Annotated in this window: 25 protein-coding genes; 14 read left to right on the forward strand and 11 right to left on the reverse strand. The window is 56.1% G+C overall.

Annotation, left to right across the window (positions count from 1 at the left end):
• Nucleotides 1–157: 157 nt before the first annotated feature.
• From rpsA to LINBF2_RS08835, 7 genes are all read left to right on the forward strand, one after another.
• Nucleotides 158–1,837, forward strand: a complete 1,680-nt coding sequence (gene rpsA, locus LINBF2_RS08805) for a 30S ribosomal protein S1 (RefSeq protein ID WP_281888238.1) — start codon at nt 158–160, stop codon at nt 1,835–1,837.
• Complete coding sequence (locus LINBF2_RS08810; protein ID WP_108357859.1) at nt 1,837–2,154, forward strand: integration host factor subunit beta; 318 nt, start codon at nt 1,837–1,839, stop codon at nt 2,152–2,154. The genes rpsA and LINBF2_RS08810 overlap by 1 nt, the downstream gene beginning before the upstream one ends.
• 61 nt (nt 2,155–2,215) lie before the next feature.
• Nucleotides 2,216–2,515, forward strand: a complete 300-nt coding sequence (locus LINBF2_RS08815) for a lipopolysaccharide assembly protein LapA domain-containing protein (RefSeq protein WP_281888240.1) — start codon at nt 2,216–2,218, stop codon at nt 2,513–2,515.
• A complete protein-coding gene (lapB, locus tag LINBF2_RS08820; protein ID WP_281888241.1) occupies nt 2,505–3,656 on the forward strand; it encodes a lipopolysaccharide assembly protein LapB in 1,152 nt (383 codons plus the stop codon). The genes LINBF2_RS08815 and lapB overlap by 11 nt, the downstream gene beginning before the upstream one ends.
• Nucleotides 3,653–4,582 carry a D-glycero-beta-D-manno-heptose-7-phosphate kinase gene (rfaE1, locus tag LINBF2_RS08825; RefSeq protein WP_281888243.1) on the forward strand — a complete coding sequence of 310 codons (930 nt, stop codon included), beginning with the start codon at nt 3,653–3,655 and terminating at the stop codon, nt 4,580–4,582. Before lapB ends, rfaE1 begins: the two co-directional genes overlap by 4 nt.
• Before the next feature lie 64 nt (nt 4,583–4,646).
• Complete coding sequence (gene rfaD / locus LINBF2_RS08830; RefSeq protein ID WP_281888245.1) at nt 4,647–5,645, forward strand: ADP-glyceromanno-heptose 6-epimerase; 999 nt, start codon at nt 4,647–4,649, stop codon at nt 5,643–5,645.
• 11 nt (nt 5,646–5,656) lie between these two features.
• The gene (locus LINBF2_RS08835) at nt 5,657–6,004 is read left to right on the forward strand and encodes a helix-hairpin-helix domain-containing protein (RefSeq protein ID WP_281888246.1); all 348 of its coding nucleotides are present in this window, start codon (nt 5,657–5,659) and stop codon (nt 6,002–6,004) included.
• Here the strand turns inward: LINBF2_RS08835 and LINBF2_RS08840 are convergent.
• The 4 genes from LINBF2_RS08840 to LINBF2_RS08855 are packed head-to-tail and all read right to left on the reverse strand — an operon-like array spanning nt 5,991 to nt 8,512.
• Nucleotides 5,991–6,206 carry an oxidoreductase-like domain-containing protein gene (locus LINBF2_RS08840; protein ID WP_281891315.1) on the reverse strand — a complete coding sequence of 72 codons (216 nt, stop codon included), beginning with the start codon at nt 6,204–6,206 and terminating at the stop codon, nt 5,991–5,993. The genes LINBF2_RS08835 and LINBF2_RS08840 overlap by 14 nt on opposite strands.
• Before the next feature lie 52 nt (nt 6,207–6,258).
• Nucleotides 6,259–7,080 carry a substrate-binding domain-containing protein gene (locus LINBF2_RS08845; RefSeq protein ID WP_281888248.1) on the reverse strand — a complete coding sequence of 274 codons (822 nt, stop codon included), beginning with the start codon at nt 7,078–7,080 and terminating at the stop codon, nt 6,259–6,261.
• The gene (locus LINBF2_RS08850) at nt 7,077–7,778 is read right to left on the reverse strand and encodes an ATP-binding cassette domain-containing protein (RefSeq protein ID WP_281888249.1); all 702 of its coding nucleotides are present in this window, start codon (nt 7,776–7,778) and stop codon (nt 7,077–7,079) included. The genes LINBF2_RS08845 and LINBF2_RS08850 overlap by 4 nt, the downstream gene beginning before the upstream one ends.
• On the reverse strand, nt 7,775–8,512 hold the full coding sequence (locus LINBF2_RS08855) for an ABC transporter permease (protein WP_281888251.1): 738 nt from the start codon (nt 8,510–8,512) through the stop codon (nt 7,775–7,777). The genes LINBF2_RS08850 and LINBF2_RS08855 overlap by 4 nt, the downstream gene beginning before the upstream one ends.
• 61 nt (nt 8,513–8,573) lie before the next feature.
• On the opposite strand from LINBF2_RS08855, the gene LINBF2_RS08860 reads away from it, so the two are divergent.
• The 4 genes from LINBF2_RS08860 to LINBF2_RS08875 all read left to right on the forward strand — a co-directional run bounded on the left by LINBF2_RS08860 (nt 8,574) and on the right by LINBF2_RS08875 (nt 12,476).
• Complete coding sequence (locus tag LINBF2_RS08860; protein WP_281888252.1) at nt 8,574–9,695, forward strand: substrate-binding domain-containing protein; 1,122 nt, start codon at nt 8,574–8,576, stop codon at nt 9,693–9,695.
• 118 nt (nt 9,696–9,813) lie between these two features.
• Complete coding sequence (locus LINBF2_RS08865; protein ID WP_104801055.1) at nt 9,814–10,353, forward strand: TRAP transporter small permease subunit; 540 nt, start codon at nt 9,814–9,816, stop codon at nt 10,351–10,353.
• A 12-nt stretch (nt 10,354–10,365) separates the two neighbouring features.
• A complete protein-coding gene (locus LINBF2_RS08870) occupies nt 10,366–11,886 on the forward strand; it encodes a TRAP transporter large permease subunit (RefSeq protein ID WP_104800947.1) in 1,521 nt (506 codons plus the stop codon).
• A gap of 74 nt (nt 11,887–11,960) precedes the next feature.
• Nucleotides 11,961–12,476, forward strand: a complete 516-nt coding sequence (locus tag LINBF2_RS08875; RefSeq protein ID WP_281888254.1) for a hypothetical protein — start codon at nt 11,961–11,963, stop codon at nt 12,474–12,476.
• A 73-nt stretch (nt 12,477–12,549) separates the two neighbouring features.
• Here LINBF2_RS08875 and LINBF2_RS08880 read toward each other — a convergent pair whose 3' ends face one another.
• The 4 genes from LINBF2_RS08880 to LINBF2_RS08895 form a co-directional block, all read right to left on the reverse strand.
• The gene (locus LINBF2_RS08880; RefSeq protein ID WP_104800948.1) at nt 12,550–13,629 is read right to left on the reverse strand and encodes a TRAP transporter substrate-binding protein; all 1,080 of its coding nucleotides are present in this window, start codon (nt 13,627–13,629) and stop codon (nt 12,550–12,552) included.
• Between the two features lie 176 nt (nt 13,630–13,805).
• A complete protein-coding gene (dxs, locus tag LINBF2_RS08885) occupies nt 13,806–15,662 on the reverse strand; it encodes a 1-deoxy-D-xylulose-5-phosphate synthase (RefSeq protein ID WP_281888256.1) in 1,857 nt (618 codons plus the stop codon).
• A 6-nt stretch (nt 15,663–15,668) separates the two neighbouring features.
• Nucleotides 15,669–16,589 carry a polyprenyl synthetase family protein gene (locus tag LINBF2_RS08890; RefSeq protein WP_281888257.1) on the reverse strand — a complete coding sequence of 307 codons (921 nt, stop codon included), beginning with the start codon at nt 16,587–16,589 and terminating at the stop codon, nt 15,669–15,671.
• A gap of 8 nt (nt 16,590–16,597) precedes the next feature.
• The gene (locus LINBF2_RS08895) at nt 16,598–16,843 is read right to left on the reverse strand and encodes an exodeoxyribonuclease VII small subunit (protein WP_281888259.1); all 246 of its coding nucleotides are present in this window, start codon (nt 16,841–16,843) and stop codon (nt 16,598–16,600) included.
• Between the two features lie 168 nt (nt 16,844–17,011).
• On the opposite strand from LINBF2_RS08895, the gene LINBF2_RS08900 reads away from it, so the two are divergent.
• Genes LINBF2_RS08900 through LINBF2_RS08910 form a run of 3 tightly spaced genes read left to right on the forward strand, consistent with a single transcriptional unit; the run spans nt 17,012 to nt 19,967 of the window.
• A complete protein-coding gene (locus LINBF2_RS08900) occupies nt 17,012–18,142 on the forward strand; it encodes an aromatic ring-hydroxylating dioxygenase subunit alpha (protein WP_281888260.1) in 1,131 nt (376 codons plus the stop codon).
• 9 nt (nt 18,143–18,151) lie between these two features.
• Entirely contained in the window at nt 18,152–19,048 is an 897-nt protein-coding gene (locus LINBF2_RS08905) for a DMT family transporter (RefSeq protein ID WP_104800953.1), read from the forward strand.
• Nucleotides 19,049–19,094: 46 nt separating this feature from the next.
• Complete coding sequence (locus LINBF2_RS08910; RefSeq protein ID WP_281888262.1) at nt 19,095–19,967, forward strand: sulfurtransferase; 873 nt, start codon at nt 19,095–19,097, stop codon at nt 19,965–19,967.
• A 2-nt stretch (nt 19,968–19,969) separates the two neighbouring features.
• On the opposite strand, the gene LINBF2_RS08915 is transcribed toward LINBF2_RS08910, so the two are convergent.
• Genes LINBF2_RS08915 through LINBF2_RS08925 form a run of 3 tightly spaced genes read right to left on the reverse strand, consistent with a single transcriptional unit; the run spans nt 19,970 to nt 22,762 of the window.
• Complete coding sequence (locus LINBF2_RS08915; protein WP_281888264.1) at nt 19,970–20,809, reverse strand: ZIP family metal transporter; 840 nt, start codon at nt 20,807–20,809, stop codon at nt 19,970–19,972.
• 53 nt (nt 20,810–20,862) lie between these two features.
• The gene (pcaF, locus tag LINBF2_RS08920) at nt 20,863–22,065 is read right to left on the reverse strand and encodes a 3-oxoadipyl-CoA thiolase (protein WP_281888266.1); all 1,203 of its coding nucleotides are present in this window, start codon (nt 22,063–22,065) and stop codon (nt 20,863–20,865) included.
• A 52-nt stretch (nt 22,066–22,117) separates the two neighbouring features.
• The gene (locus tag LINBF2_RS08925; RefSeq protein ID WP_281888267.1) at nt 22,118–22,762 is read right to left on the reverse strand and encodes a 3-oxoacid CoA-transferase subunit B; all 645 of its coding nucleotides are present in this window, start codon (nt 22,760–22,762) and stop codon (nt 22,118–22,120) included.
• Nucleotides 22,763–22,764: the final 2 nt, after the last annotated feature.

Consider the following 22,764-nt stretch of genomic DNA (forward strand, 5'->3'; position numbering starts at 1 on the left):
GGCCCGTTAGGCTCCCCTCGCGCTGCACATTGGCGCACTGGCCCTACGGATCTAAAACTTAACCCGTGGCTCACGCCACAAAACCACCGCTTATCGCAGGCCCATGTGGCGCAGCAGTTACGCTGCCCTCTTTCCCGTGATGAGACAAAGGAAATAAATGTCTGAATCTTTTGCCGCCCTATTTGAAGAATCTCTGAAGCGCTCCGAAATGCGCACCGGTGAAGTGATCACTGCTGAAGTGATCCGCATCGAGCACAACCACGTTGTGGTGAACGCTGGCCTCAAGTCTGAAGCTTACGTGCCAATCGAAGAATTCAAGAACGACAAGGGCGAGCTCGAAGTCCAAGCTGGTGACTTCGTGTCAGTTGCGATCGGTAGCGTTGAAAACGGCTACGGCGACACCATTTTGAGCCGCGACACTGCCAAGCGTTTGGCATCGTGGATGAGCTTGGAAAAAGCTCTGGAATCTGGCGAATTTGTCACTGGTACAACCAGCGGCAAAGTCAAGGGTGGCTTGACCGTGTTGGTCAACGGCATCCGCGCCTTCTTGCCTGGTTCATTGATCGACACACGTCCGATCAAAGACTTGTCTCCTTACGAGAACAAGACCATGGAATTCAAAGTCATCAAGCTCGACCGCAAGCGCAACAACGTCGTGTTGTCACGCCGCGCTGTGGTGGAAGCTTCGATGGGCGAAGAGCGCGCCAAGTTGATGGAGACTTTGAAAGAAGGCTCTATCGTCAATGGTGTGGTCAAGAACATCACCGAATACGGTGCATTCGTGGACTTGGGCGGCATCGACGGCCTGTTGCACATCACCGACATGGCATGGCGTCGTGTGCGTCACCCATCTGAGGTGGTCACAGCTGGTCAAGAAATCACTGCCAAGATCCTCAAGTTCGACACCGAGAAAAACCGCGTGTCTTTGGGCCTCAAGCAAATGGGCGACGATCCTTGGATGGGCGTCAACCGCCGCTACCCACAAAGCACTCGCTTGTTTGGCAAGATCACCAACATCGCCGACTACGGCGCGTTTGTGGAACTCGAACCAGGCATCGAAGGCTTGGTGCACGTGTCTGAAATGGACTGGACCAACAAGAACGTCGCGCCTTCCAAGATCGTGTCATTGGGCGACGAAGTCGAAGTCATGGTCCTCGAGATCGACGAAGACAAGCGCCGCATCAGCCTCGGCATGAAGCAATGCAAAGCTAACCCTTGGCAAGACTTCGCTCAAAACACCAAGCGCGGCGACCGCGTGAAGGGCCCAATCAAGTCCATCACCGACTTCGGCGTGTTCGTTGGTTTGGCTGCCGGCATCGACGGCTTGGTTCACTTGTCTGACTTGTCTTGGAACGAAACCGGCGAAAACGCTGTGCGCGAATTCAAGAAGGGTCAAGAAGTTGAAGCTTTGGTCTTGGCTGTGGACGTGGACCGCGAGCGCATCAGCTTGGGTATCAAACAACTCGACTCAGACCCATTCACCACCTTCGTGTCGATCAACGACAAAGGCCAAACCGTTACCGGCAAGGTCAAGACTGTGGACGCTAAGGGCGCTGAAATCGACCTCGGCGAAGACATCATCGGCTACTTGCGCGTCAGCGAAATTTCACGCGACCGCGTGGAAGACGCAAGCCACGTGTTGAAAGTTGGCGACGAAGTGACTGCTGTGGTGGTGAACGTGGATCGCAAGACCCGCAACATTCAGTTGTCCATCAAAGCCAAAGACGCTGTGGACCAACAAGAAGCCATGGCTTCCTTGTCTAGCCAATCTAAGAGCGAAAACGCTGGTACAACCAGCTTGGGCGCTTTGTTGCGCGCTAAGCTCGACAACAACTGATGACCCGTTCAGACCTGGTCGAAGAACTGGCTGCCCGCTTTGGGCAGCTCACGCACCGCGATGCCGAGTTCGCTGTCAAGACGCTTCTTGACGCGATGAGCGACGCGCTGGTGCGCGGGCACCGCATTGAGTTGCGAGGCTTTGGCAGTTTTTCGATCAACCGTCGCCCGCCTCGCATGGGACGCAACCCGCGTTCCGGCGAAAGCGTGGCGATTCCTGAGAAACGTGTGCCTCATTTCAAGCCGGGTAAAGCCCTGCGCGAAGCGGTGGACACACGCACTCAAGAATTGTTGGCGGGGTCTGCACCCAAAGGTTGAGCAAACGGTTTATTTCAAGATGCCGCAAGGCTAAAATGGTTCTCGTCACAGAGGAGCTAACTTGAAAAACCTCATGTGGCTGCTTCAGTTGTTACTGAAAGCAGCCATTTTTTTTACCCTGTTCGCTTTTGCGCTGAACAACCAACACGACGCCGTGGTCCATTTCTTTTTTGGCACCACGTGGAGCGCGCCGTTGGTGTTGGTGCTGCTGACCGTCTTCGTCATGGGCGTGGCGGTGGGCGTGATTGGCATGGTGCCGCGCTGGTGGAAACACCGTCGCTTGGCCAAACTGGCCAACACCTCAACCTCTGAGCCGACAGTGTCAGCCCCCTCTCCTGCGGACCCTACACATGGAATTTGACCTCAGCTGGATTTTGCTGGGCTTGCCCTTGGCCTTCATCTTGGGTTGGGTGGCCTCGCGCATGGACTTGCGCCAGTTGCGCCTTGAAAACCGTCAAACACCCAAAGCGTATTTCAAAGGTTTGAATTACTTGCTGAACGAACAGCAAGACCAAGCCATCGATGCTTTCATCGAGGCCGTGCAACACGACCCCGACACCTCTGAGCTGCACTTTGCTTTGGGTAATTTGTTTCGCCGCCGTGGCGAATACGAACGCGCCGTGCGTGTGCACCAGCACTTGCTGTCACGCGGCGACCTGAGCCAAGCCGACCGCGACCGCGCCCAACACGCCCTCGCCTTGGACTACCTCAAAGCTGGCTTGCTTGACCGCGCCGAAGACGCGCTGACCAAACTCGAAGGCACCGCCCACCAAGCACAAGCCCACTTGGCATTGCTGAGCATTTACGAACGTTCGCGCGATTGGGCCAAGGCCTCGGTCATCGCCAAGAAATTGGGCGACAGCGGTCAAGGCAGTTTTCAAGGCCGCTTGGCGCACTACTTGTGCGAAGAGGCTGAAAGCCTTGACGTGACGCAACACGCCGATCAAGTGGTGGCCTTGCTCAAGCAAGCCACGGAAGCGGCGCCCAACAACGCGCGCGCGCGCATCGCACTGGCCAAGACGTATGAACAGACAGACCGCGCCAGCGACGCCTACGCCACGCTGGAAAACTTGGCTACGCAAGTGCCTGCCTCTTTGCCTTTGCTCGCGCCGAAGCTCGCCGCATTGGCGCAAACTTTGAACTGCGCGCCCAAAGCCATCGCCTTGCTAGAAACCAGCTACGCCAAAACAGCCTCACTCGATGTGCTCAACGCCATCGTCACGCTGCGCAAAGCACAAGGTGAAACCAACACGGGTGGTTTGTTTGCGAAGCATTTAGAACGTGAACCTTCGTTGGTCGCTGCGACGCAGTGGATTGCCAACGAAAAATTTGAGCACGAAGAATTTCACCCGCAAGTGCAACGCGCCCTTGAACGCGCAGCCAAACCGCTGCAACGTTACCGCTGCGCTGCTTGCGGCTTTGAAGCCAGCCAACACTTTTGGCAATGTCCAGGCTGCCAAGCTTGGGACAGCTACCCCGCCCGTCGCGTGGAAGAACTATGACAGTGAACAAACAACAACTTAGCCTTGCCCACGTGTTGGTCGTAGGCGACGTGATGCTAGACCGCTATTGGTATGGCGCCGTCGACCGCATCAGCCCCGAAGCCCCCGTGCCCGTGGTACGCATCACACGCGAAGAAAACCGCTTAGGCGGCTGCGCCAACGTGGCCTACAACGTGGTGAGCTTGGGTGCACATGCATCCCTGCTATCGGTCGTCGGTGACGACGAAGCCAGCCACTTACTGGAAGACTTGGTCGCCAAGACCGGCATCGCCCCACACTTAGGCCGCGACAGCCAACTCAAAACCACGGTCAAGCTGCGTGTCATTGGCCGCCAGCAACAACTGTTGCGCGTGGACTTTGAGAACACGCCGCAAAACGAAGTGCTGGCCTCGCAAACCGATCAGTTCATGCAGTTGCTTGCAGCTCACAAAGTGGTGCTGTTCTCTGACTACGGCAAAGGCGGCTTGGCCCATGTGTCGCAAATGATTACGGCCGCTCGCGCTGCTGACAAAGCTGTGTTGATTGATCCCAAAGGCAGCGACTACTCACGCTACGCAGGCGCAACCTGCATCACCCCTAACCGTGCAGAACTCGAACAAGTCATTGGCAAGTGGAGCAACGAAGCCGAGCTGGTGCAAAAAGCCCACGCCCTACGCCAAGAGCTCAAGCTCGATGCACTCCTACTCACCCGCAGCGAAGAAGGTATGACCTTGTTCGATGCACAAGGCGAATTGACTGTGTCTGCCCAAGCACGTGAAGTATTTGACGTCACAGGCGCTGGCGATACCGTGATTGCCACTTTGGCCACCTTGGTGGCGGCTGGCTTGAGCTTACGTGATGCCATGCCATTGGCCAACAAAGCAGGTGGCGTGGTGGTGGGCAAGTTTGGTACGGCCACGGTCAGCTACGAAGAATTGATGGCCTAAGTCCAGGCCCGATAAATACAAAACCAAGGGCTACGCAAAGTGCCTTGATGAATCTGGAGAAGTTATGAAAATCGTCGTCACAGGCGCCGCTGGTTTTATCGGCAGCAACATCATCAAGGGCTTGAATGCTCGCGGTATCACCAACATCATCGCGGTGGATGACCTGACAGAAGGCGACAAGTTTCGCAACATCGCCGATTTGAAGATTGCCGACTACCTCGACAAAGACGTGTTCTACGAACTCTTTGCCGAGAATGCCTTTGGCAAAGTTGAAGCCGTGTTCCACGAAGGCGCTTGCAGCGACACCATGGAGAGTGACGGTAAGTACATGATGGACAACAACTACACCCTCTCGTGTGGCTTGTTCAACGCCTGCCAACAAAGCGGCACACGTTTGCTCTACGCCTCGTCAGCTGCCACCTACGGCGGCAGCGACACCTTCATTGAGACGCCTGAATACGAGTTGCCGCTCAATGTGTACGGCTACTCCAAATTGTTGTTTGACCAACGCATGCGATTGGAGTGCAACAACAACTTCAAGAAATTCAAGCGCCAAGTGGTGGGCTTTCGCTACTTCAACGTGTACGGCCCACGCGAGCAACACAAAGGCCGCATGGCCAGCGTGGCGTTTCACCAGTTCAACCAATTCAACGCTGAAGGCAAAGTGAAGTTGTTTGGCGAATACGGCGGCTACGCCCAAGGCGCGCAAATGCGCGACTTCGTCTTCATCGATGACGTGGTCGCTGTGAACCTGTGGTTCTTAGACAACCCAGACAAATCTGGCATCTTCAACCTCGGCTCTGGCCGCGCACAACCGTTCAACGATGTGGCCTTGTCCGTGGTCAACGCCATGCGTGCCAAAAAAGGTGAAGCTACGTTGGACTTGACCAGTGCTGCTAAAGCGGGCTTGATCGAATACGTACCCTTCCCCGATGCACTGCGTGGCAAATACCAGTGCTACACACAAGCTGACCTGACCAACCTGCGCGCCAGCGGCTGCGACCACGCATTTGCCGATGTGCAAAGCGGTGTGACGCAATACATGGCGACTTTGAGCAAGTAAGCACGCCGTCCATGAACATCTTGCAAAACGACTTCGGTGGTTGCTCGATGTTCAAGGCGACGATACGCAGCGTACAGAAGGGTTTATCGCGCGTATGGTTGAGCGCTGCTGTCGCACTGATGTGCTGCGACATGGCCTTAGCGCTAGACATCAACCAAGCTAACGAGGCCGAATTAGACAGTGTCAAAGGCATGGGCCCAGCACTCAGCGCCAAGGTGCTCAAAGCTCGCACACAAGGCCCCTTCAAAGACTGGAACGATCTGATGCAACGCGTCTCAGGCATTCGTCAAAACAAAGCGCAGCAGTTTTCAGAACAAGGCTTGACCGTCGATGGCCAAGCATTTGCTAAAAAGCCCTAGCGTTCCTCAAAGCTTCTAACGCGTCTTCACGCCAAAACGTTGCAGCAGCGAAGAAGCCTTCCCACACACAGCCATTGCAGCCCCGCCCACAGCAAGTAGTGGGCTCAGGCGGTGGTGTGCGCAAGGTCACACCGCATTGCGCGGCAAGCACTTGCGCCTCAGCAAAAAAGACCTGTGCACTACGCCCATCGTTCAAAGGCATGCTGGCTAAAGATTCGATGCTCATGCACGAATCCTAGCCGCACCGCACACGCTTATTTGTTGGCGTTGGCGAAGAACAGTTGTTCGCCACCAATTTTGTAGCCGTTGATCGAAGCTTGACCTGCGGGTGAAACGACCCAGTCCACAAACTTCTGTGCCAAATCTGCTTTGACATGCGGGTGCTTGGCGGGGTTGACCACCATGACGCCGTATTGGTTGAACAAGCTCTTGTCGCCTTCGACCAAGATTTGCAAATCTTGACGGTTTTTAAAGTTCAACCAAGTGCCACGGTCTGTCAGTGCATATGCGCCCGTAGATGACGCAATGTTCAACGCTGGGCCCATGCCGCAACCGCACTCTTTGTAGCCACTGCCTTTGTTGTCTAAACCCGCTTGTTTCCAAAAGCGCAATTCAGCCGCGTGTGTGCCGCTTTTGTCACCGCGTGACACAAAACCGGCTTGCGTGTTGGCCACTTTTTGTAAGGCAGACACGATGTCTTTGCCGCGTGTTTTGGCTGGGTCATTCGCAGGGCCAACCAGCACGAAGTCGTTGTACATCACAGGCAGGCGTTTTACGCCAAAGCCTTCAGCTACAAACTTTTCTTCGGCCACTTGATCGTGCACAAACAACACATCTGCATCGCCGCGGCGACCAGTGTCCAAAGCTTGGCCAGTTCCCAGAGCCACCACCTTGATGTCAATGCCCGTGGCTTGTTTGAAAGCCGGCAGCAAGTGTGAGAACAAACCCGATTGCTCGGTGGACGTGGTCGACGCCATCACGATGCTAGGTGCTTGCGCTTGGGCCACGCTGCTGCCAAATGTCAAAGCCACAGCCAGCAAACCAGCCAACGAAACCAAATGTGTACGACGTGTCATCCCAACTCTCCCTTTAAAAACAAATGTGCCTCGGGGTGGCTCTCACCCAAAGGTCGATTGAAAAACTCTTCCATGGACAGGTCGGCCAACACACGGCCTGCCTCTAAATAAATCACACGGGTGGCTAAGCGCTTGACTTGGCCTAAGTTGTGGCTGCTGAACAGCAGGCTCACATTCGACGATGCCACCCACTCAGCCAACAAGCGCTCCACCTCGCGTTTGGCATGCGGATCAAGGCTAGACGTGGGCTCGTCCAACAACACAAAGTTAGGGTTCAAGGCCCACGCACGGGCAAGTGCCAAGCGCTGCTGCTGCCCGCCCGACAAAGTGCGTGCCGAACGCTCAGCCATATCTTGCAAACCCACGCGCTCTAGCGCCTGCATGGCACGCACATGCGCTTCACGCCAAGGTGTGCCTTGCAGCCACAAACCCCACACCACAAAACGCAGCACCGAGGTGCGCAACATGTGCGGGCGCTGAAACACCATGGCTTGGTGCACCTCAGGAGCCACAGCCACGCTGCCACTTGAAACTTTCAACAAACCATGCGCCACGCGCAGCAGTGTGCTTTTTCCAGAGCCATTCGCGCCCACCAACGCCACACGCTCGCCAGCCTTCATTTGCAAGTTGACATCGTGCAACGCCATGTGCGTATCGAACTGCACCGACACATCTTGCAAACTCAACACCGCACTCATACCAGCACCCCTTGCACGGGGTCAGCGCCAGCACCGTCGATGCGTTGTCGCCAGCGACGCAGCGCAGAAATCAACACGTTCAACAACAACACCACACTCATGAGCACCAGGCCCAAGGCCAGAGCCAAAGGCAAATCACCCTTGCTGGTTTCCAGCGCAATGGCCGTCGTCATCACACGGGTGAAGCCTTCGATGTTGCCACCCACCACCATCACCGCACCCACTTCGGAAATGGCACGACCGAAGGCAGCGATCAACACGGTGAGCAAGGTGTAGCGCTCGTCCCACGCCAGCAGCACGCTGCGCAGCCAAGGCTTGGCGCCCAGCGACTGCAGCTGCTCGCCGTGGTTGCGCTCAGCATCTTCCACACATTGGCGCGTGAGCGCCGTGACCACCGGCAGCACTAATATCGTTTGCGCCAGCACCATGGCCTTAAGGCTGAACAACCACCCCAAAGAACCCAAAGGCCCCGTGCGCGACAGCAGCAAATAGACCAACAAACCAACCACCACCGAGGGCAAAGCCAGCAAAGTGTTGAGCACCGTCAGCAGCGCATCGCGCCCTGCAAAACGCGCCACGCCCAACCAAGCACCCAGCACCACACCGATGCTGCACGCCATCACCGTGGCCAGCACGCTCACCCACAAGGAGCGTCCAACAATGGACCAAAGCACGGGGTCTAATTCAGTCAGTAAATGAAGCGCAGTCAGCGCGGTATCGGTGAACGTCGTCATAAATCAATCAAAACTTCAGTTATCGTAGCCAGCTACCTAATACCCCACCATATGTAAATCCGTGCATAGCGTCAGCCTTCACTACACACTTAGTCACAGAGATGACAGCGATACAACCTCAAGTAACGAGGCTGCTTTGTTGCGTCATCCCTTGATGGACTTGCTGCAAGCCGTAGACCAAAAAGGTTCGATCTCTGCGGCAGCGCGAGAGCTGAACCTGTCCTACCGCCATGTCTGGGGCGAGCTCAAGCGCTGGGAAGATGTGCTGGGCCACGAACTCATCATTTGGGAAAAAGGCCAATCGGCCAAGCTGACCGAATTTGGCGACAAGCTCATGTGGGCAGAGCGCCAAACCCAAGCACGCCTAGCACCACAGCTAGAAGCTTTGCGTGCAGACCTAGAACGCACTTTTGCCGTAGCTTTTGACCCCGACGCCCACGTGCTCACCCTGTATGCCAGCCACGACGACGCCTTGCCGCGCCTGCGCGAACACGCGGCCAACGACGGTTTGCATTTGGACATCCGTTTTTGCGGAAGCGTAGACGCCATTCGCGCCCTCAACGAAGGGCGTTGCACCTTGGCTGGTTTTCACACGCAAAGCCACCCTGGCGATGCCTCACACACCGCGGCCGCCTACAAAAATTTATTACAGCCGGGCCTGCACAAAATCATTGGCTTTGCCACGCGTTCTCAAGGCCTCATCACCGCTGCGGGTAACCCTTTGCAGCTGCAAAACTTGACCGATGTAGTGCGCACCCAAGCTCGGTTTGTGCAGCGCAGCCCAGGCACCGGCACACGTGTGCTGCTGGACGACTTGCTGCGGCAAGACCACATCCAACCAAACGCCTTAAACAGCAGCGCTGAGGAAGAGCCATCCCACACCGCTTTGGCCGAAGCCATTGCCTCAGGACGGGGCGATGTGGGCTTGGGAATTGAAAGCACTGCCGCAGCACGAAGCCTGGGCTTTGTGCCCTTGGTGCGTGAACAATTTCATTTGGTTTGCCTCAAATCCGCGCTTGACACACCCGCCACACAAGCCCTGCGCACACTGCTGCAAGCGCCTACTTGGCATGAGGTACTCAACGCCCTACCGGGCTACGCAGCCCAAGACAGTGGGCAGGTGCAATCACTGAACCAACAGCTGCCGTGGTGGACCTTCAGACGGACCAAAAAGGCCAGTTGATAAGACCACTGGGCATGTGAACTAATTTCAAGTCACCTCTGAAATCTTCATGTGGGTGAAGACACAGCAAGCGTTTGTCTTGGTACCATCACGGGTTGGCAAAAAATGGAGGCACTCAGTGTCAAAACTTCTTAAATTTGCATTAGGCGTTGACCGCATCAGTGAACAGTTTGGTCACTTGGCGGCATTCGGCGTATTAGCAGCCGCTGTCATCTCGGCAGGCAATGCATTCATCCGCTACGGCTTTGACATCAGCTCAAACGGTTGGCTCGAAATTCAGTGGTACTTGTTCGCAGCCACGGTCATGTTGGGCGCACCCTTGGTGCTCAAACTCAACGAACACGTGCGCGTGGACCTGTTCTACGGAAAACTCAAAAAGAACGCGCCTGTCTACGTGGACTTGTTTGGCTTGGTGGTGTTCTTGTTGCCCGTGATGGCCATGTTGGCTTGGTTGAGCTTTCCTCTGTTTCTCAAGATGCTGGTCACCAACGAAATGTCTAGCAACGCAGGCGGCCTGATTCGTTGGCCCGCCATGCTCCTTCTTCCCTTGGGCTTTGCTTGGATGTTCCTGCAAGGTTTGAGTGAAATCATCAAGCGCGTGGCTTACTTGCAAGGCAAGTTTGAAATGGACACGCACTACGAAAAGCCAGTGCAATAAGGACTCACGATCATGCAAATGGAAAACTTCGCACCCATCATGTTCGGCGGCCTTGTGCTGACGATGCTGATTGGCTTCCCTGTCGCGTTCTCGCTGGCGTTCTTAGGCTTGGCTTGTGGCCTCTTCGCCATCAGCATGGACTGGTTCCCTGTGAGCTTCATGTCCAACTTGCCGTTGAACATTTTTGGCATTCTCAGCAACGACTTGTTGCTGGCCATCCCCTTCTTCACCTTCATGGGTGCCATCCTTGAAAAGTGTGGCCTCGCCGAAGACATGCTCGACTCCATGGGTCAGCTGTTTGGCACCGTGCGCGGTGGCTTAGGCTACTCGGTCATCATCGTAGGCTTCATCTTGGGCGCGATCACCGGCACGGTGGCTGGCCAAGTGATTGCCATGGCCTTGATTTCACTGCCCGTGATGATTCGCTACGGCTACAACATGCGCTACGCCACTGGCGTGCTGGCAGCCTCAGGCACCATCACCCAGTTGGTACCACCCTCACTCGTGTTGGTGGTGATGGCTGACCAGCTCGGCCGCTCTGTGGGCGACATGTACAAAGGTGCTTGGGGCCCATCGATTCTGCAAGTCGGCATCTTCGCGCTCTACACCTTTGCCCTCGGCCTGATCAAGCCCGAGCACGTGCCAGGCATTCCAAAAGAAGCGCGCACAGCAGATGGTTTCCACCTGTGGATGAAGTGCTTGCGCGGCATCATCCCATCAGCCTTCTTGATCTTCGCGGTCTTGGGCTCGATGGGCGGTTTGCCGGGCATCAACACCGCCATCGCAACCCCCACCGAAGCCGGTGCCATGGGTTGCGTGGGCGCTTTGATCTTGGCTGCCATTCATAACCGTTTGGACAAAGACCTGATTTGGGAAGCCATGCACAGCACCATGCGCCTCACCGCCATGGTCGTGTTCATCCTGATTGGTTCACGCGTGTTCTCCATGGTGTTCCAAGGTGTGGACGGCGCCAAGTGGGTCGAACACTTGCTGACAGGCTTGCCTGGTGGCGTGGTGGGCTTCTTGATTGTGGTGAACATCTTCATCTTCTTCTTGGCGTTCTTCTTGGACTTCTTTGAAATCGCCTTCATCATCTTGCCCATGCTCGGCCCAGTTGCCGAGAAGATGGGCATCGACATGGTGTGGTTCGGCGTGCTGCTGTGCGTGAACATGCAGACCAGCTTCATGCATCCGCCCTTCGGCTTTGCGCTGTTCTATCTGCGTGGCATTGCGGATACCCTGTTCAAAGAAGGTCGCATCGAAAAACCCGTCAAGTCCAACGACATCTACATGGGTGCCATTCCATGGGTGATCATGCAAGTGGTCTTGGTGGTGATCGTGATCTTCGTGCCCGAGACTGTGACCATGTTCTTGGACAAAGAAGAAAAGGTCGACCTCGACAAAGTGGTCATTGAAATGCCCACCGAGCAAGAGACACCCGAAGCCGAGCTCAAGCTCGATGGCACCAAGCCTGCAGCAGGCGAAACCGCTGCCGAAGAGCAAAAGCGCATGGAAGACTTGTTCAAAAAATAACGTCCCCAACGACGACCAGCCCCTCCGGTACGCCTGAGGGGCTTTTTCTTGCCAGTCACATCACACCTATCCGTATGACCACCACCGAACAAACCACCACGCCAGCCCTGGGCCCAACACCCTTTGTGTTTCACCCCTCCATCGACGATGGCGTTGAAGGTCCAGCGTTCTCACGCTGGTTTCAAGCCATCACCTGGACCACCTTGGTGGGTTCAGGTTATTGGCTGCTGACCCTGTGGCAGCAAGGCAAATTTGGCGGCGACACCAGCGTCAATGGTTTACGCAATGCGGGCTGGTTTGTGTTGGGTTGGGCCCTGCTCGCCTGGACCACATGGCATGTCATGCACAGCCGTGCACGACTCGATGCCAAAGGCATTCACCAAACCTGGATTTGGGACAAGCACATGAGCTACGACGAACTGGCCTACGCCAAACTCATCCGCATCCGTGGCTTGGAATGGTTCATGGCGCCACGCTTTTATGTGCGGACCTTGATGGGCAAATTTGCCGTGTTCTACATCAGCAGCCCACAGGTGCAAGCCGAATGCGAACGCCTGAGCGCAGAGCTGGCAGCGTTTCGCGAGTTTTAAAAAGACTGAAAACAAACGCCCATAAAAAAACCGCGCCGTAGCGCGGTTTTTTTGTTCCTGCACAAAGGCTGAATTACAGCTTTTGCTTTTGCATGAACGAGTCGAACTTGGCTTCCGTGAATTGGAACCACAGGTTGGAGTCGCCACGGAACTTCGCGTAGTCGGTGTAAACCTTTTTCCAGTTCGCGTTCTTGGCGCTGATTTCGTCGTAGAAAGCCATGGATTCTTTGAAGGCAGCAGCCATCACGTCTTTCGGGAACTCGCGCAACTTGGTGCCAGAGCCCACCAACTGCTTCAAAGCAGCGGGGTTACGTGCGTCGTACTTGGCTTGCATGTCAGTGTGCGCCATGGCAGCAGCGGCTTCCACGATGGCCTTGTTCTCAGGCGACAGGGCAGCGAATGCTTTGTCGTTGATGAAGAAGTCCAACTCTGGACCACCTTCCCAGAAACCTGGGTAGTAGTAGAAAGGCGCCACTTTGCTGAAGCCCAATTTCAAATCGTCGTATGGGCCAATCCACTCGGCTGAGTCGATGGTGCCTTTTTCCAACGCTGGATAGATGTCGCCGCCAGGAATGTTTTGTGGCACAACGCCCAAACGCTCCAACACTTTGCCGCCGAAGCCACCAATACGGAACTTCAAGCCCTTCAAATCATTCAACGATTTGATTTCTTTGCGGAACCAGCCACCCATTTGAGCGCCTGTGTTGCCGCCTGGGAAGTTCACGATGTTGTACTTGGCGTAGAACTCGCGCATCAGCTTCAAGCCGTTGCCTTCATACATCCAAGCAGTCATTTGACGGCTGTTCAAACCGAAAGGAATGGCACAACCCAAAGCAAATGTTTCGTCCTTACCGAAGAAGTAGTAAGGGGCTGTGTGAGCCATTTCGATAGAGCCTTGTTGCACACCATCGACCACGCCGAACGCAGGCATGATTTCGCCAGCTGCGTGCACCGAGATTTCGAACTTGCCACCCGACATGGCTTTGACAGCCTTGGCGAATGTGTCAGCAGCACCGTGGATGGTGTCGAGCGACTTGGGGAAGCTCGAAGCCAAGCGCCAACGGATAGCGGCTTGTGCGTGCACTGCTGGGGCTGCACCGGCAGCCAAAATACCTGCAATACCAGCGTTTTTAATAACGGAACGACGGTCCATGAAAGACTCCCTTGAGTTGTTAAAACAAACCGTTTTGCGACACACATTTGTGATGAGCGCTTCAAAACGATGGGGCATTGTATGCAGTAGCGAACACCCTCAGAGGCGCGGGTTTACCCCCGAAGAACTTGTATTTCAAAATTCTTCAGAAGGCTTGAAATTACTTCAATGGAAAGTTAATTCAAAAGCGTTGCAAAACGCTTTTCGATGGCCGCTTGAATGCCTGCTGCATCCAGCCCCAATTCAGCCAAGAGCTTGACCGGATCTCCGTGCTCGGTGAACACATCACCAATGCCCAATACCAACACCAGTTTGGGCTGTTGCAGGTCTTGCAACGCCTCCAACACCGCAGAGCCTGCCCCCCCCATGATGGCGCCCTCTTCCACCGTCACCAGGGCATCGTGCGTGGCTGCGATTTGAGCCAACAACTCGGTATCGAGTGGCTTGGCCCAACGCATATTCACCACCGTGGCATTGAGTGCTTCACCCGCTTGCAACGCTGGGTACAGCAGCGTGCCAAACGCGAGGATGGCAATGCGCTTGCCTTCGCGACGCACCTCACCTTTACCAAAAGGCAACGCATTCAAGCCAGGCGTCACAGGCACGCCAGCGCCAGCACCGCGGGGGTAACGCACGGCCACGCAATGGTCTTGTTGGTAAGCGGTGGTCAGTAACTGACGGCATTCGTTTTCGTCCGCAGGACAGGCCATGCTGACATTGGGAATGCAACGCATGAACGGGATGTCGTACAAGCCTGCGTGCGTGGCACCATCCGCGCCCACAATGCCTGCGCGGTCGAGCGCCAGCACCATCGGCAACTTTTGCAGTGCTACATCGTGAATCACTTGGTCATACGCACGTTGCAAGAAGGTGGAATAAATCGCCACCACAGGCTTCAAACCTTCACAGGCTAAACCCGCCGCAAACGTGACGGCATGTTGTTCAGCAATGCCCACATCGTGATAACGCTCGGGGAAGCGCTTGTTGAACTCGACCATGCCCGAGCCCTCGCGCATGGCGGGCGTGATACCCACCAGCAATGGGTCGTGCTCAGCCATATCGCACAGCCAATCACCAAACACTTGGGTGAAGGTGGTTTTGACAACACCCGTGCTAGGCACCAAACCCACGGCGGGGTCAAACTTACCCGGGCCGTGGTAGGCCACAGGGTCGGCCTCGGCCAGCTTGTAGCCTTGGCCTTTTTTGGTGACCACATGCAGGAACTGCGGGCCCTCTAAGTGTTTGATGTTTTCCAGCGTGGGAATAAGTGACTCAAGATCATGCCCATCAATCGGGCCGATGTAGTTAAAGCCGAACTTCTCGAACAAAGTGGCTGGCACGACCATGCCTTTGGCATGTTCTTCAAAGCGCTTAGCCAACTCAAACAAGGGCGGTGCACCTTTGAGCACTTGCTTGCCCACCTCTTTGGCGGCCGAGTAAAACTTACCGCTCATGAGCTGCGCCAAGTAGCGGTTGAGCGCACCCACGGGTGGGCTGATGGACATGTCGTTGTCGTTCAAGATGACGAGCAACTTAGACGTGGACACACCGCCGTTATTCAAAGCCTCAAAGGCCATGCCTGCCGTCATCGCCCCGTCGCCAATGACGGCGATGGCGTGGCGTTGTTCGCCTTTTTGTTGCGCGGCGATGGCCATGCCCAAAGCAGCCGAAATACTGGTGGACGAGTGCGCCGTGCCAAAGGCGTCGTACTCGCTTTCGTCACGGCGCGGAAAACCGCTCAGGCCGTGGCGTTGGCGCAGCGTGCCCATTTGGTCGCGACGACCCGTCAAGATTTTGTGTGGGTAAGTTTGGTGACCCACATCCCACACGATACGGTCGTGCGGTGTGTTGAACACATAGTGCAAAGCCACAGTCAACTCAACCGTGCCGAGGTTAGAGCTGAGGTGTCCACCTGTTTTGGCCACGCTGTTGAGCACGAACGAACGCAACTCATCGGCCAGTGCTGGCAACTGGTGGCGCGGCACAGCCCGCAGGTCTGCGGGTGAATTGATGGTTTGCAACAAATTAGGCATGTGTATTCAAGTGTTCCGGTTCACCACGCGCTCGGCCAGCGCGGCCAGCGTGTGGGTGTGCGTCAAGCCTGTGCTGTGCAAGGCACCGAGCGCCTCGCGCAACAACGACTGCGCATATGACTTTGCCTCTTCCAAACCCAACAACGACACGTAGGTAGGTTTGTCATTCGCGGCATCTTTACCCGCAGTTTTACCAAGCGTGGCTGAATCGGCGATGACATCCAAAATATCGTCCACCACCTGAAAGGCTAAGCCCAAGGCTTGACCATAGCGCTTCAAGCCACTCAGCGCTTGCGGTGTGGTTTCTCCACACGCTGCGCCCATCATGACGCTGCCTTCTAACAAGGCGCCAGTTTTGAGGCGATGCATTTGGCGCAACTGGTCTTCAGTCAACGCCACACCCACGCTAGCCAAATCAATGGCTTGACCACCGGCCATGCCGGCGTGACCGGCTGAGGTGGCGAGCAAACGACAAAGCCGGGCTTGTACGCAAGAGGGAATCAAAGATGCGTCAGGCGTGAGGAACTCAAAGGCCAAGGCCTGCAAAGCATCGCCCGCCAGCAAGGCCTGGGCCTCACCAAACTGCACATGCACGGTCGGCTTGCCACGGCGCAGCACATCGTTGTCCATGCAAGGCATGTCGTCGTGCACCAGTGAATAAGCATGAATCAGCTCTACGGCGCAAGCGGCGCGCAATGCGGCCTCGTCCAGTGCTGCATCTTTCTGGCCGTGGGCCACGGCCTCACGCGCCGCTAACACCAACAGGGGGCGCAAACGCTTGCCGCCATCGAGCACGGCGTAGCGCATAGCCTCACCCAAGTCTGCGGGAGCTTGAGGACTAATCCAGTCAGACAACGCGTCTTCAACAACAGCCAACCAGTGGTTAGTCCATTGGTCGAGTTCGTTAGACGTCATAGAGGGGGTCATCGCAGCGCTCACGTGGGTGTCCAAGATTTCAAAGCCCCGTTGTCGAGCACCTTGATTTGCTGCTCCACCGCGTCCAGTTGTGCACGGCAGTAACCCAAAAGTTCGGCACCACGTTGGTACCCAGACAACAAATCAGCCAATGGCAACTGGCCTGACTCCATTTGCTGCACCAAGCCTTCCAGCTCTTTCAAAGCAGCCTCATAGCTGACGGGCGCAGTTTCTGCGCCGCTTGGGGTGGTTTTGGCCTTGGGCATGGTGTGCGGATATCCGTTTTGAGGTGGGTCAAATAGCCTGCCATTTTAGGCTGCATGCGGGGCATGGTTGACCCCCTTGGGTACAATGGGCATCCTTCAATCGACCTTCGGGCCGATTTATTTTTGTCCACTTATCTCCCTGTGGGGAGTCTTTAGGTCAGGTCACCCATGTCTGATTTAAGTCTTCAACTGCAGCAGGCGCACAGCCAACTACCAGTTACCAGTTATTTCGATGACGCGCTTTTTCAGCGCGAACTGGAGACCATCTTTCAGCAAGGGCCCCGTTATGTGGGCCACCAGCTTGCTGTGCCCAATGTGGGCGATTACTATGCTTTGCCGCATGAAGGCGGAGGGCGTGCTCTTGTGCGCTCGGCCAAAGGCGTAGAACTGGTATCCAACGTGTGTCGTCACCGCCAAGCGGTGATGCTCAAGGGCCGTGGTTCACTCAACACCCAAGCTCCAGGCTCTGCCGGTGGCAACATCGTGTGCCCTCTGCACCGCTGGACGTATGCACCCTCTGGCGAATTGCTGGGTGCGCCCCACTTCTCGCACGACCCTTGTCTGAACCTCAACAACTACAAGTTGCGCGAGTGGAACGGTATGCTGTTCGAAGACAACGGCCGCGACATCTTGGCTGACCTCGCAGGCATGGGCCCAGCCAAAGACCTCAACTTTGATGGCTACGCCCTCGACCACGTCGAGCTGCACGAGTGCAATTACAACTGGAAGACCTTCATCGAGGTCTACCTTGAGGACTACCACGTCGGCCCCTTCCACCCTGGCTTGGGCAACTTTGTCACCTGCGACGATTTGCAATGGGAATTCAAGCCCGAGTACTCGGTGCAAACCGTGGGCGTGGCCAACACCTTTGGCAAACCCGGCTCTGACGTCTACAAAAAATGGCACGACGTGCTGCTGAACTACCGCAGCGGTGCGCTGCCCGAGCGCGGTGCGATTTGGCTCACCTACTACCCTCACATCATGGTGGAGTGGTACCCACATGTGCTGACGGTGTCCACACTGCACCCTGTCAGCCCCACCAAAACGTTGAACAGGGTGGAGTTCTACTACCCAGAAGAAATCGTGGCCTTCGAGCGCGAGTTCGTCGAAGCCCAACGCGCGGCCTACATGGAAACCTGCATTGAGGACGACGAAATTGCTGAGCGCATGGACGCAGGTCGCAAGGCTCTCATGCAGCGCGGCGACAACGAAGTCGGCCCTTACCAAAGCCCGATGGAAGACGGCATGCAGCACTTCCACGAGTGGTACCGCGGCAAACTCAACTTCGCACAAAGCTAAGCCATACGCATGCAAGCCCTGTGGATGCTGCTGGGTGCAGCCTTTTTTGCCACCATGGGGGTTTGCGTCAAATATGGCTCCGCCCACTTCAACTCGGCTGAACTCGTGTTCTACCGTGGCGTTGTGGGTTGCATTTTTTTAGTAGTCATTGCGCAACAACAAAACATCTCGCTACGCACCCAATATTTGGGCATGCACGTGTGGCGGTCCATCATCGGTGTTACCTCATTGAGTGCTTGGTTTTACGCCATCGCCAAGCTGCCACTGGCCACTGCCATGACGCTCAACTACATGAGCAGCGTTTGGATTGCCGCCTTCATCGTGGGCGGCTCTCTCATCAATTGGAAACCGAGTGAAGGTCAAAGCGCTTGGTCACAAGGCCCCTTAGCCCTCACCGTCATGGCCGGCTTTGCGGGCGTGGTCATGGTGCTGCGACCCACCATGGCACAAGACCAAATTTATGCAGGTCTCATTGGCCTCATGTCTGGCTTTTGCGCGGCCTTTGCTTATATGCAAGTCACGGCCTTGGGGCGCATTGGAGAACCCGAAACGCGCACCGTGTTTTACTTTGCCATCGGCACCATCCTGGCAGGACTGGCAGGTATGGCATTCATGGGTATCTCTACTTGGGAGTGGGAGCACGCGGTGTGGCTGATCCCCGTGGGCATTTTTGCCTCACTCGGTCAGCTGTGCATGACACGCGCCTACAGCCACGGCGCCACGCTGGTGGTGGCCAACTTGCAATACTCGGGCATTGTGTTTGCTGCGCTCTACAGCTTGCTGCTGTTTGGTGATGACATCCCACTCATCGGTTGGGCGGGTATGGCACTTATTACCCTAAGCGGCATCTCTGCCACTTTGCTGCGTGCACGTGCCGCACCACAAACACCTGCCGAAGAACACTGACACCACTCATCATCCGTGAAGCGTTGAAGCCGCAAAGGAAAACACCATGTACACCACACTCATTTCTGTTGCTCAACTCCAAGCCTTCCAAACCAGCGGTGCGGCTGTGGCTGTGTTTGACTGCACCTTCGATTTGATGAACCCATCGGCAGGCTACGCCCAGTATGTAGAGCAACACATCGCAGGCGCACAACACGCTGACCTGGACCTTCACCTCGCCACGCACGACGCAAGCAAGCGCGTGAATGGTGGCCGCCACCCGCTGCCCCAGCGCGACGTGTTTGCAGCTTGGTTGCAAAGCATGGGCGTGAACCAAGACACCCAAGTGGTGGTGTACGACCGCAACGGCATGAACTACTGCGGCCGCTTGTGGTGGATGCTCAAGTGGTGTGGCCACGATGCTGTGGCCGTGCTGGATGGTGGCTTTCAAGCTTGGGTGGCTGCGAGTGGCTCTGTGACTTCAGGCGAGACAACTACAGCGACCAAAACCACGCAGGCGATAGGCAACTTTGCACTGCGCGAGCCGCTGGTGAGATTGGTAGACACCGCCACCGTGTCTGCGCATTTGAACGACGGCTCACAAACCCTCATCGACGCACGCGGCGCACCGCGCTATCGCGGCGAGGTGGAGCCACTCGATCCTGTGGCAGGCCACATTCCCGGAGCACTGAACCGCCCATTCAACACCAACCTCAACGCCAAGGGTTTTTTCAAAAGCGCAGACGAATTGCGTGCTGAATTTGCTGCCTTGCTGGGTGATGCCAAACCAGACACCGTGGTGCACCACTGCGGCAGTGGCGTGAGCGCTGTGCCCAATGTGCTGGCCATGGAAGTAGCGGGCCTAGGACGCACCGCCTTGTATGCAGGCAGCTGGAGCGAGTGGTGCAACACCCCTAGCCTGCCCTGCAAAAGATCTTGAAATCAGTGCTGTGCCCACTCGCCTAAAGCGGCGACCAGGGCAATGCCTGCAAACAGCCAAGCCACTTGGGCTGCTGTCTCTTTCGGCGAGAGACGTTTTTGCAACTGCGGAATCAAATCAGCCAGCGCGACATAAATAAAGCTGCTGGCAGCCACCACCAAGAAAAACGGCAAGTACTCGTGCAATGCACCCACGAGCAGATAGCCCATCACGCCACCGATCGCCGTCACGCCACCGGCCAGCGTGAGTTTGAACAAGGCAGCGCGTGGGTTACTCAGCGTTTGGCGCAACACCACCAAGTCGCCCACATGGTGCGGCACTTCGTGCGCCATCACCGCCAACGCAGCGGCCACACCCAAACGCGGGTCTGCCACAAAAGCCGCCGCAATCAAAATGCCATCGCCAAAGGCGTGCACGCTGTCGCCCAACAGCACCGCCCAGCCACCGCTGTGGTGGCTATGGTCGTGATGCTGGTGATGCACATCGTGCGTGTGATGTGCGTGTTCATGCGTATGGTCGTGTGCATGGCTGTGAGCATGGTCATGGTCATGCCCATGCTCATGCCCGTGGTGCCACAACTCAGCTTTGTCGAGCAAGAAGAAAAACACCAAGCCCACCAGAAGCGCCACGAACAAAGCATGTGCTGAAACGCCCGCCTCCACAGACAGCTCAAAAGCCTCTGGCAACAGGCGTGTGAACGCCGTCGCGAGCAAAGCGCCCGCCGCAAGGCTCAACAAATGCTGGGTGAAACGCGACAGCAGCGCATAAGCCAACAAGGCCGCCAGCCACACACTGCCCATGCCGGCAACTAAGGTACCCACAAGAATTGAAATCAAAGTCATGAGCAGATTATCTCGCGCCCAAAGACGACCACTAAAAATAGGAAAGGTTTAGTTCAAACCCGCTTGATGATCAAGGCAATCCCCTGCCCCACCCCAATGCACATGGTGCACAGCGCATAGCGCCCACCTGTGGTGTGCAAACGGTTGATGGCCGTGGTGACCAAACGCGCGCCCGAAGCACCTAAGGGATGACCCAGCGCAATGGCACCGCCCCAAGCGTTCACGCGGGCATCGTCGTCCTTCAAGCCCAACATACGCAGTACGGCCAGGCCTTGAGCAGCAAAAGCCTCGTTCAGTTCAATGACATCCATTTGCTCAATCGTTAAACCCGTTTGTGCCAGCACTTTTTGAGTGGCAGGCGCAGGGCCAATGCCCATCACGCGCGGAGCCACGCCAGCAGTGGCCATGCCCACCACGCGAGCTTTGGGCGTCAGACCATATTGCTTCACGCTCGCTTCGTTGGCCAACAACAAAGCACAAGCGCCATCGTTCACGCCACTGGCATTGCCTGCTGTCACGCTGCCCTCGGGGCGCACCACACCTTTGAGTTTGGCCAACGACTCTAGGTTGGTGTCGCGTGGGTGTTCGTCTTGGCTCACCACCAAAGCATCGCCTTTTTTCTGGGGAATGGTCACAGCACAAATTTCGCGTGCAAAGTGACCATCTTGGATGGCGGCCAATGCATTGCGCTGGCTACGCAAAGCCATTTGGTCCTGCGCTTCGCGCTCAATCTTGTAATCGACTGCCACGTTTTCTGCGGTTTCGGGCATGCTGTCCACGCCGTATTGCGCCTTCATGAGCTTGTTCACAAAGCGCCAGCCAATGGTGGTGTCATACACCGCGTTGTTGCGGCTGAATGCGCTCTCGGCTTTGGGCATGACAAAGGGGGCACGGCTCATGCTCTCGACACCGCCCGCGATCATCAGCGCCGCTTCGCCCGATTTGATGGCGCGTGCTGCGGTGCCCACCGCGTCTAAGCCTGAACCACACAAGCGATTGATCGTGCCACCTGGCACCTCCATGGGCAAGCCTGCGAGCAAAGCAGCCATGCGCGCCACGTTGCGGTTGTCTTCGCCGGCTTGGTTGGCACAGCCATAAAGCACATCGGTCACTTGCGACCAGTCGACTGTGGGGTTGCGCTCCATCAAGGCCTTGATTGGAACTGCGGCCAAATCATCAGCACGAACGCTACTCAACGCGCCGCCATAACGTCCAAAGGGGGTACGAATTGCATCGCAAATATAGGCTTCAGTCATATGAGTTCTCTTAAAAATTCTTCTTCAACATTTCAGTCCTGATTTTTGTTCATCAGACGTGAACTGGGAGACCGATGAGTCGTTCAAGCTCTTCTTTGCTCAAACCATCCACTTGATCGATCAGCTTCAAACCTTCAGGGGTGCATTCCAACGTTGCCAAATCAGAATAAATGCGCTTGACGCAGCCCAATCCCGTGAGGGGATATGAGCACTCTTGCACAACCTTGCTCTCGCCTTTTTTAGTGAGGAGATCCATCATGACCCAAGTCTGTTTGGCACCAACCGCCAAGTCCATCGCACCACCCACCGCAGGAATCGCACCTGCTTCACCCGTGCTCCAATTGGCAAGATCGCCAGTCGCTGACACCTGAAATGCGCCCAAAACACTGATGTCGAGATGACCACCACGCATCATGGCAAAGCTGTCTGCATGATGGAAATAAGCACCGCCTGCCAATAAGGTCACAGGCTGCTTGCCAGCGTTGATCAAGTCGTAATCTTCCTCTCCAGTCAACGGTGCCTGTCCCATCCCTAGGATGCCGTTTTCGCTGTGAAGGACGACCTCCATGCCCTCAGGCAAGTAATTGGCAACCAGTGTGGGTTGACCGATGCCAAGATTGACATACGCGCCATCAAAAATATCTTGCGCCACGCGCTGAGCGAGTTCTTGCTTTGTTCGTTTTGTGTAATTAGTCATAC

The organism is Limnohabitans sp. TEGF004, assembly GCF_027924965.1.
Lineage (GTDB): Bacteria > Pseudomonadota > Gammaproteobacteria > Burkholderiales > Burkholderiaceae_C > Limnohabitans.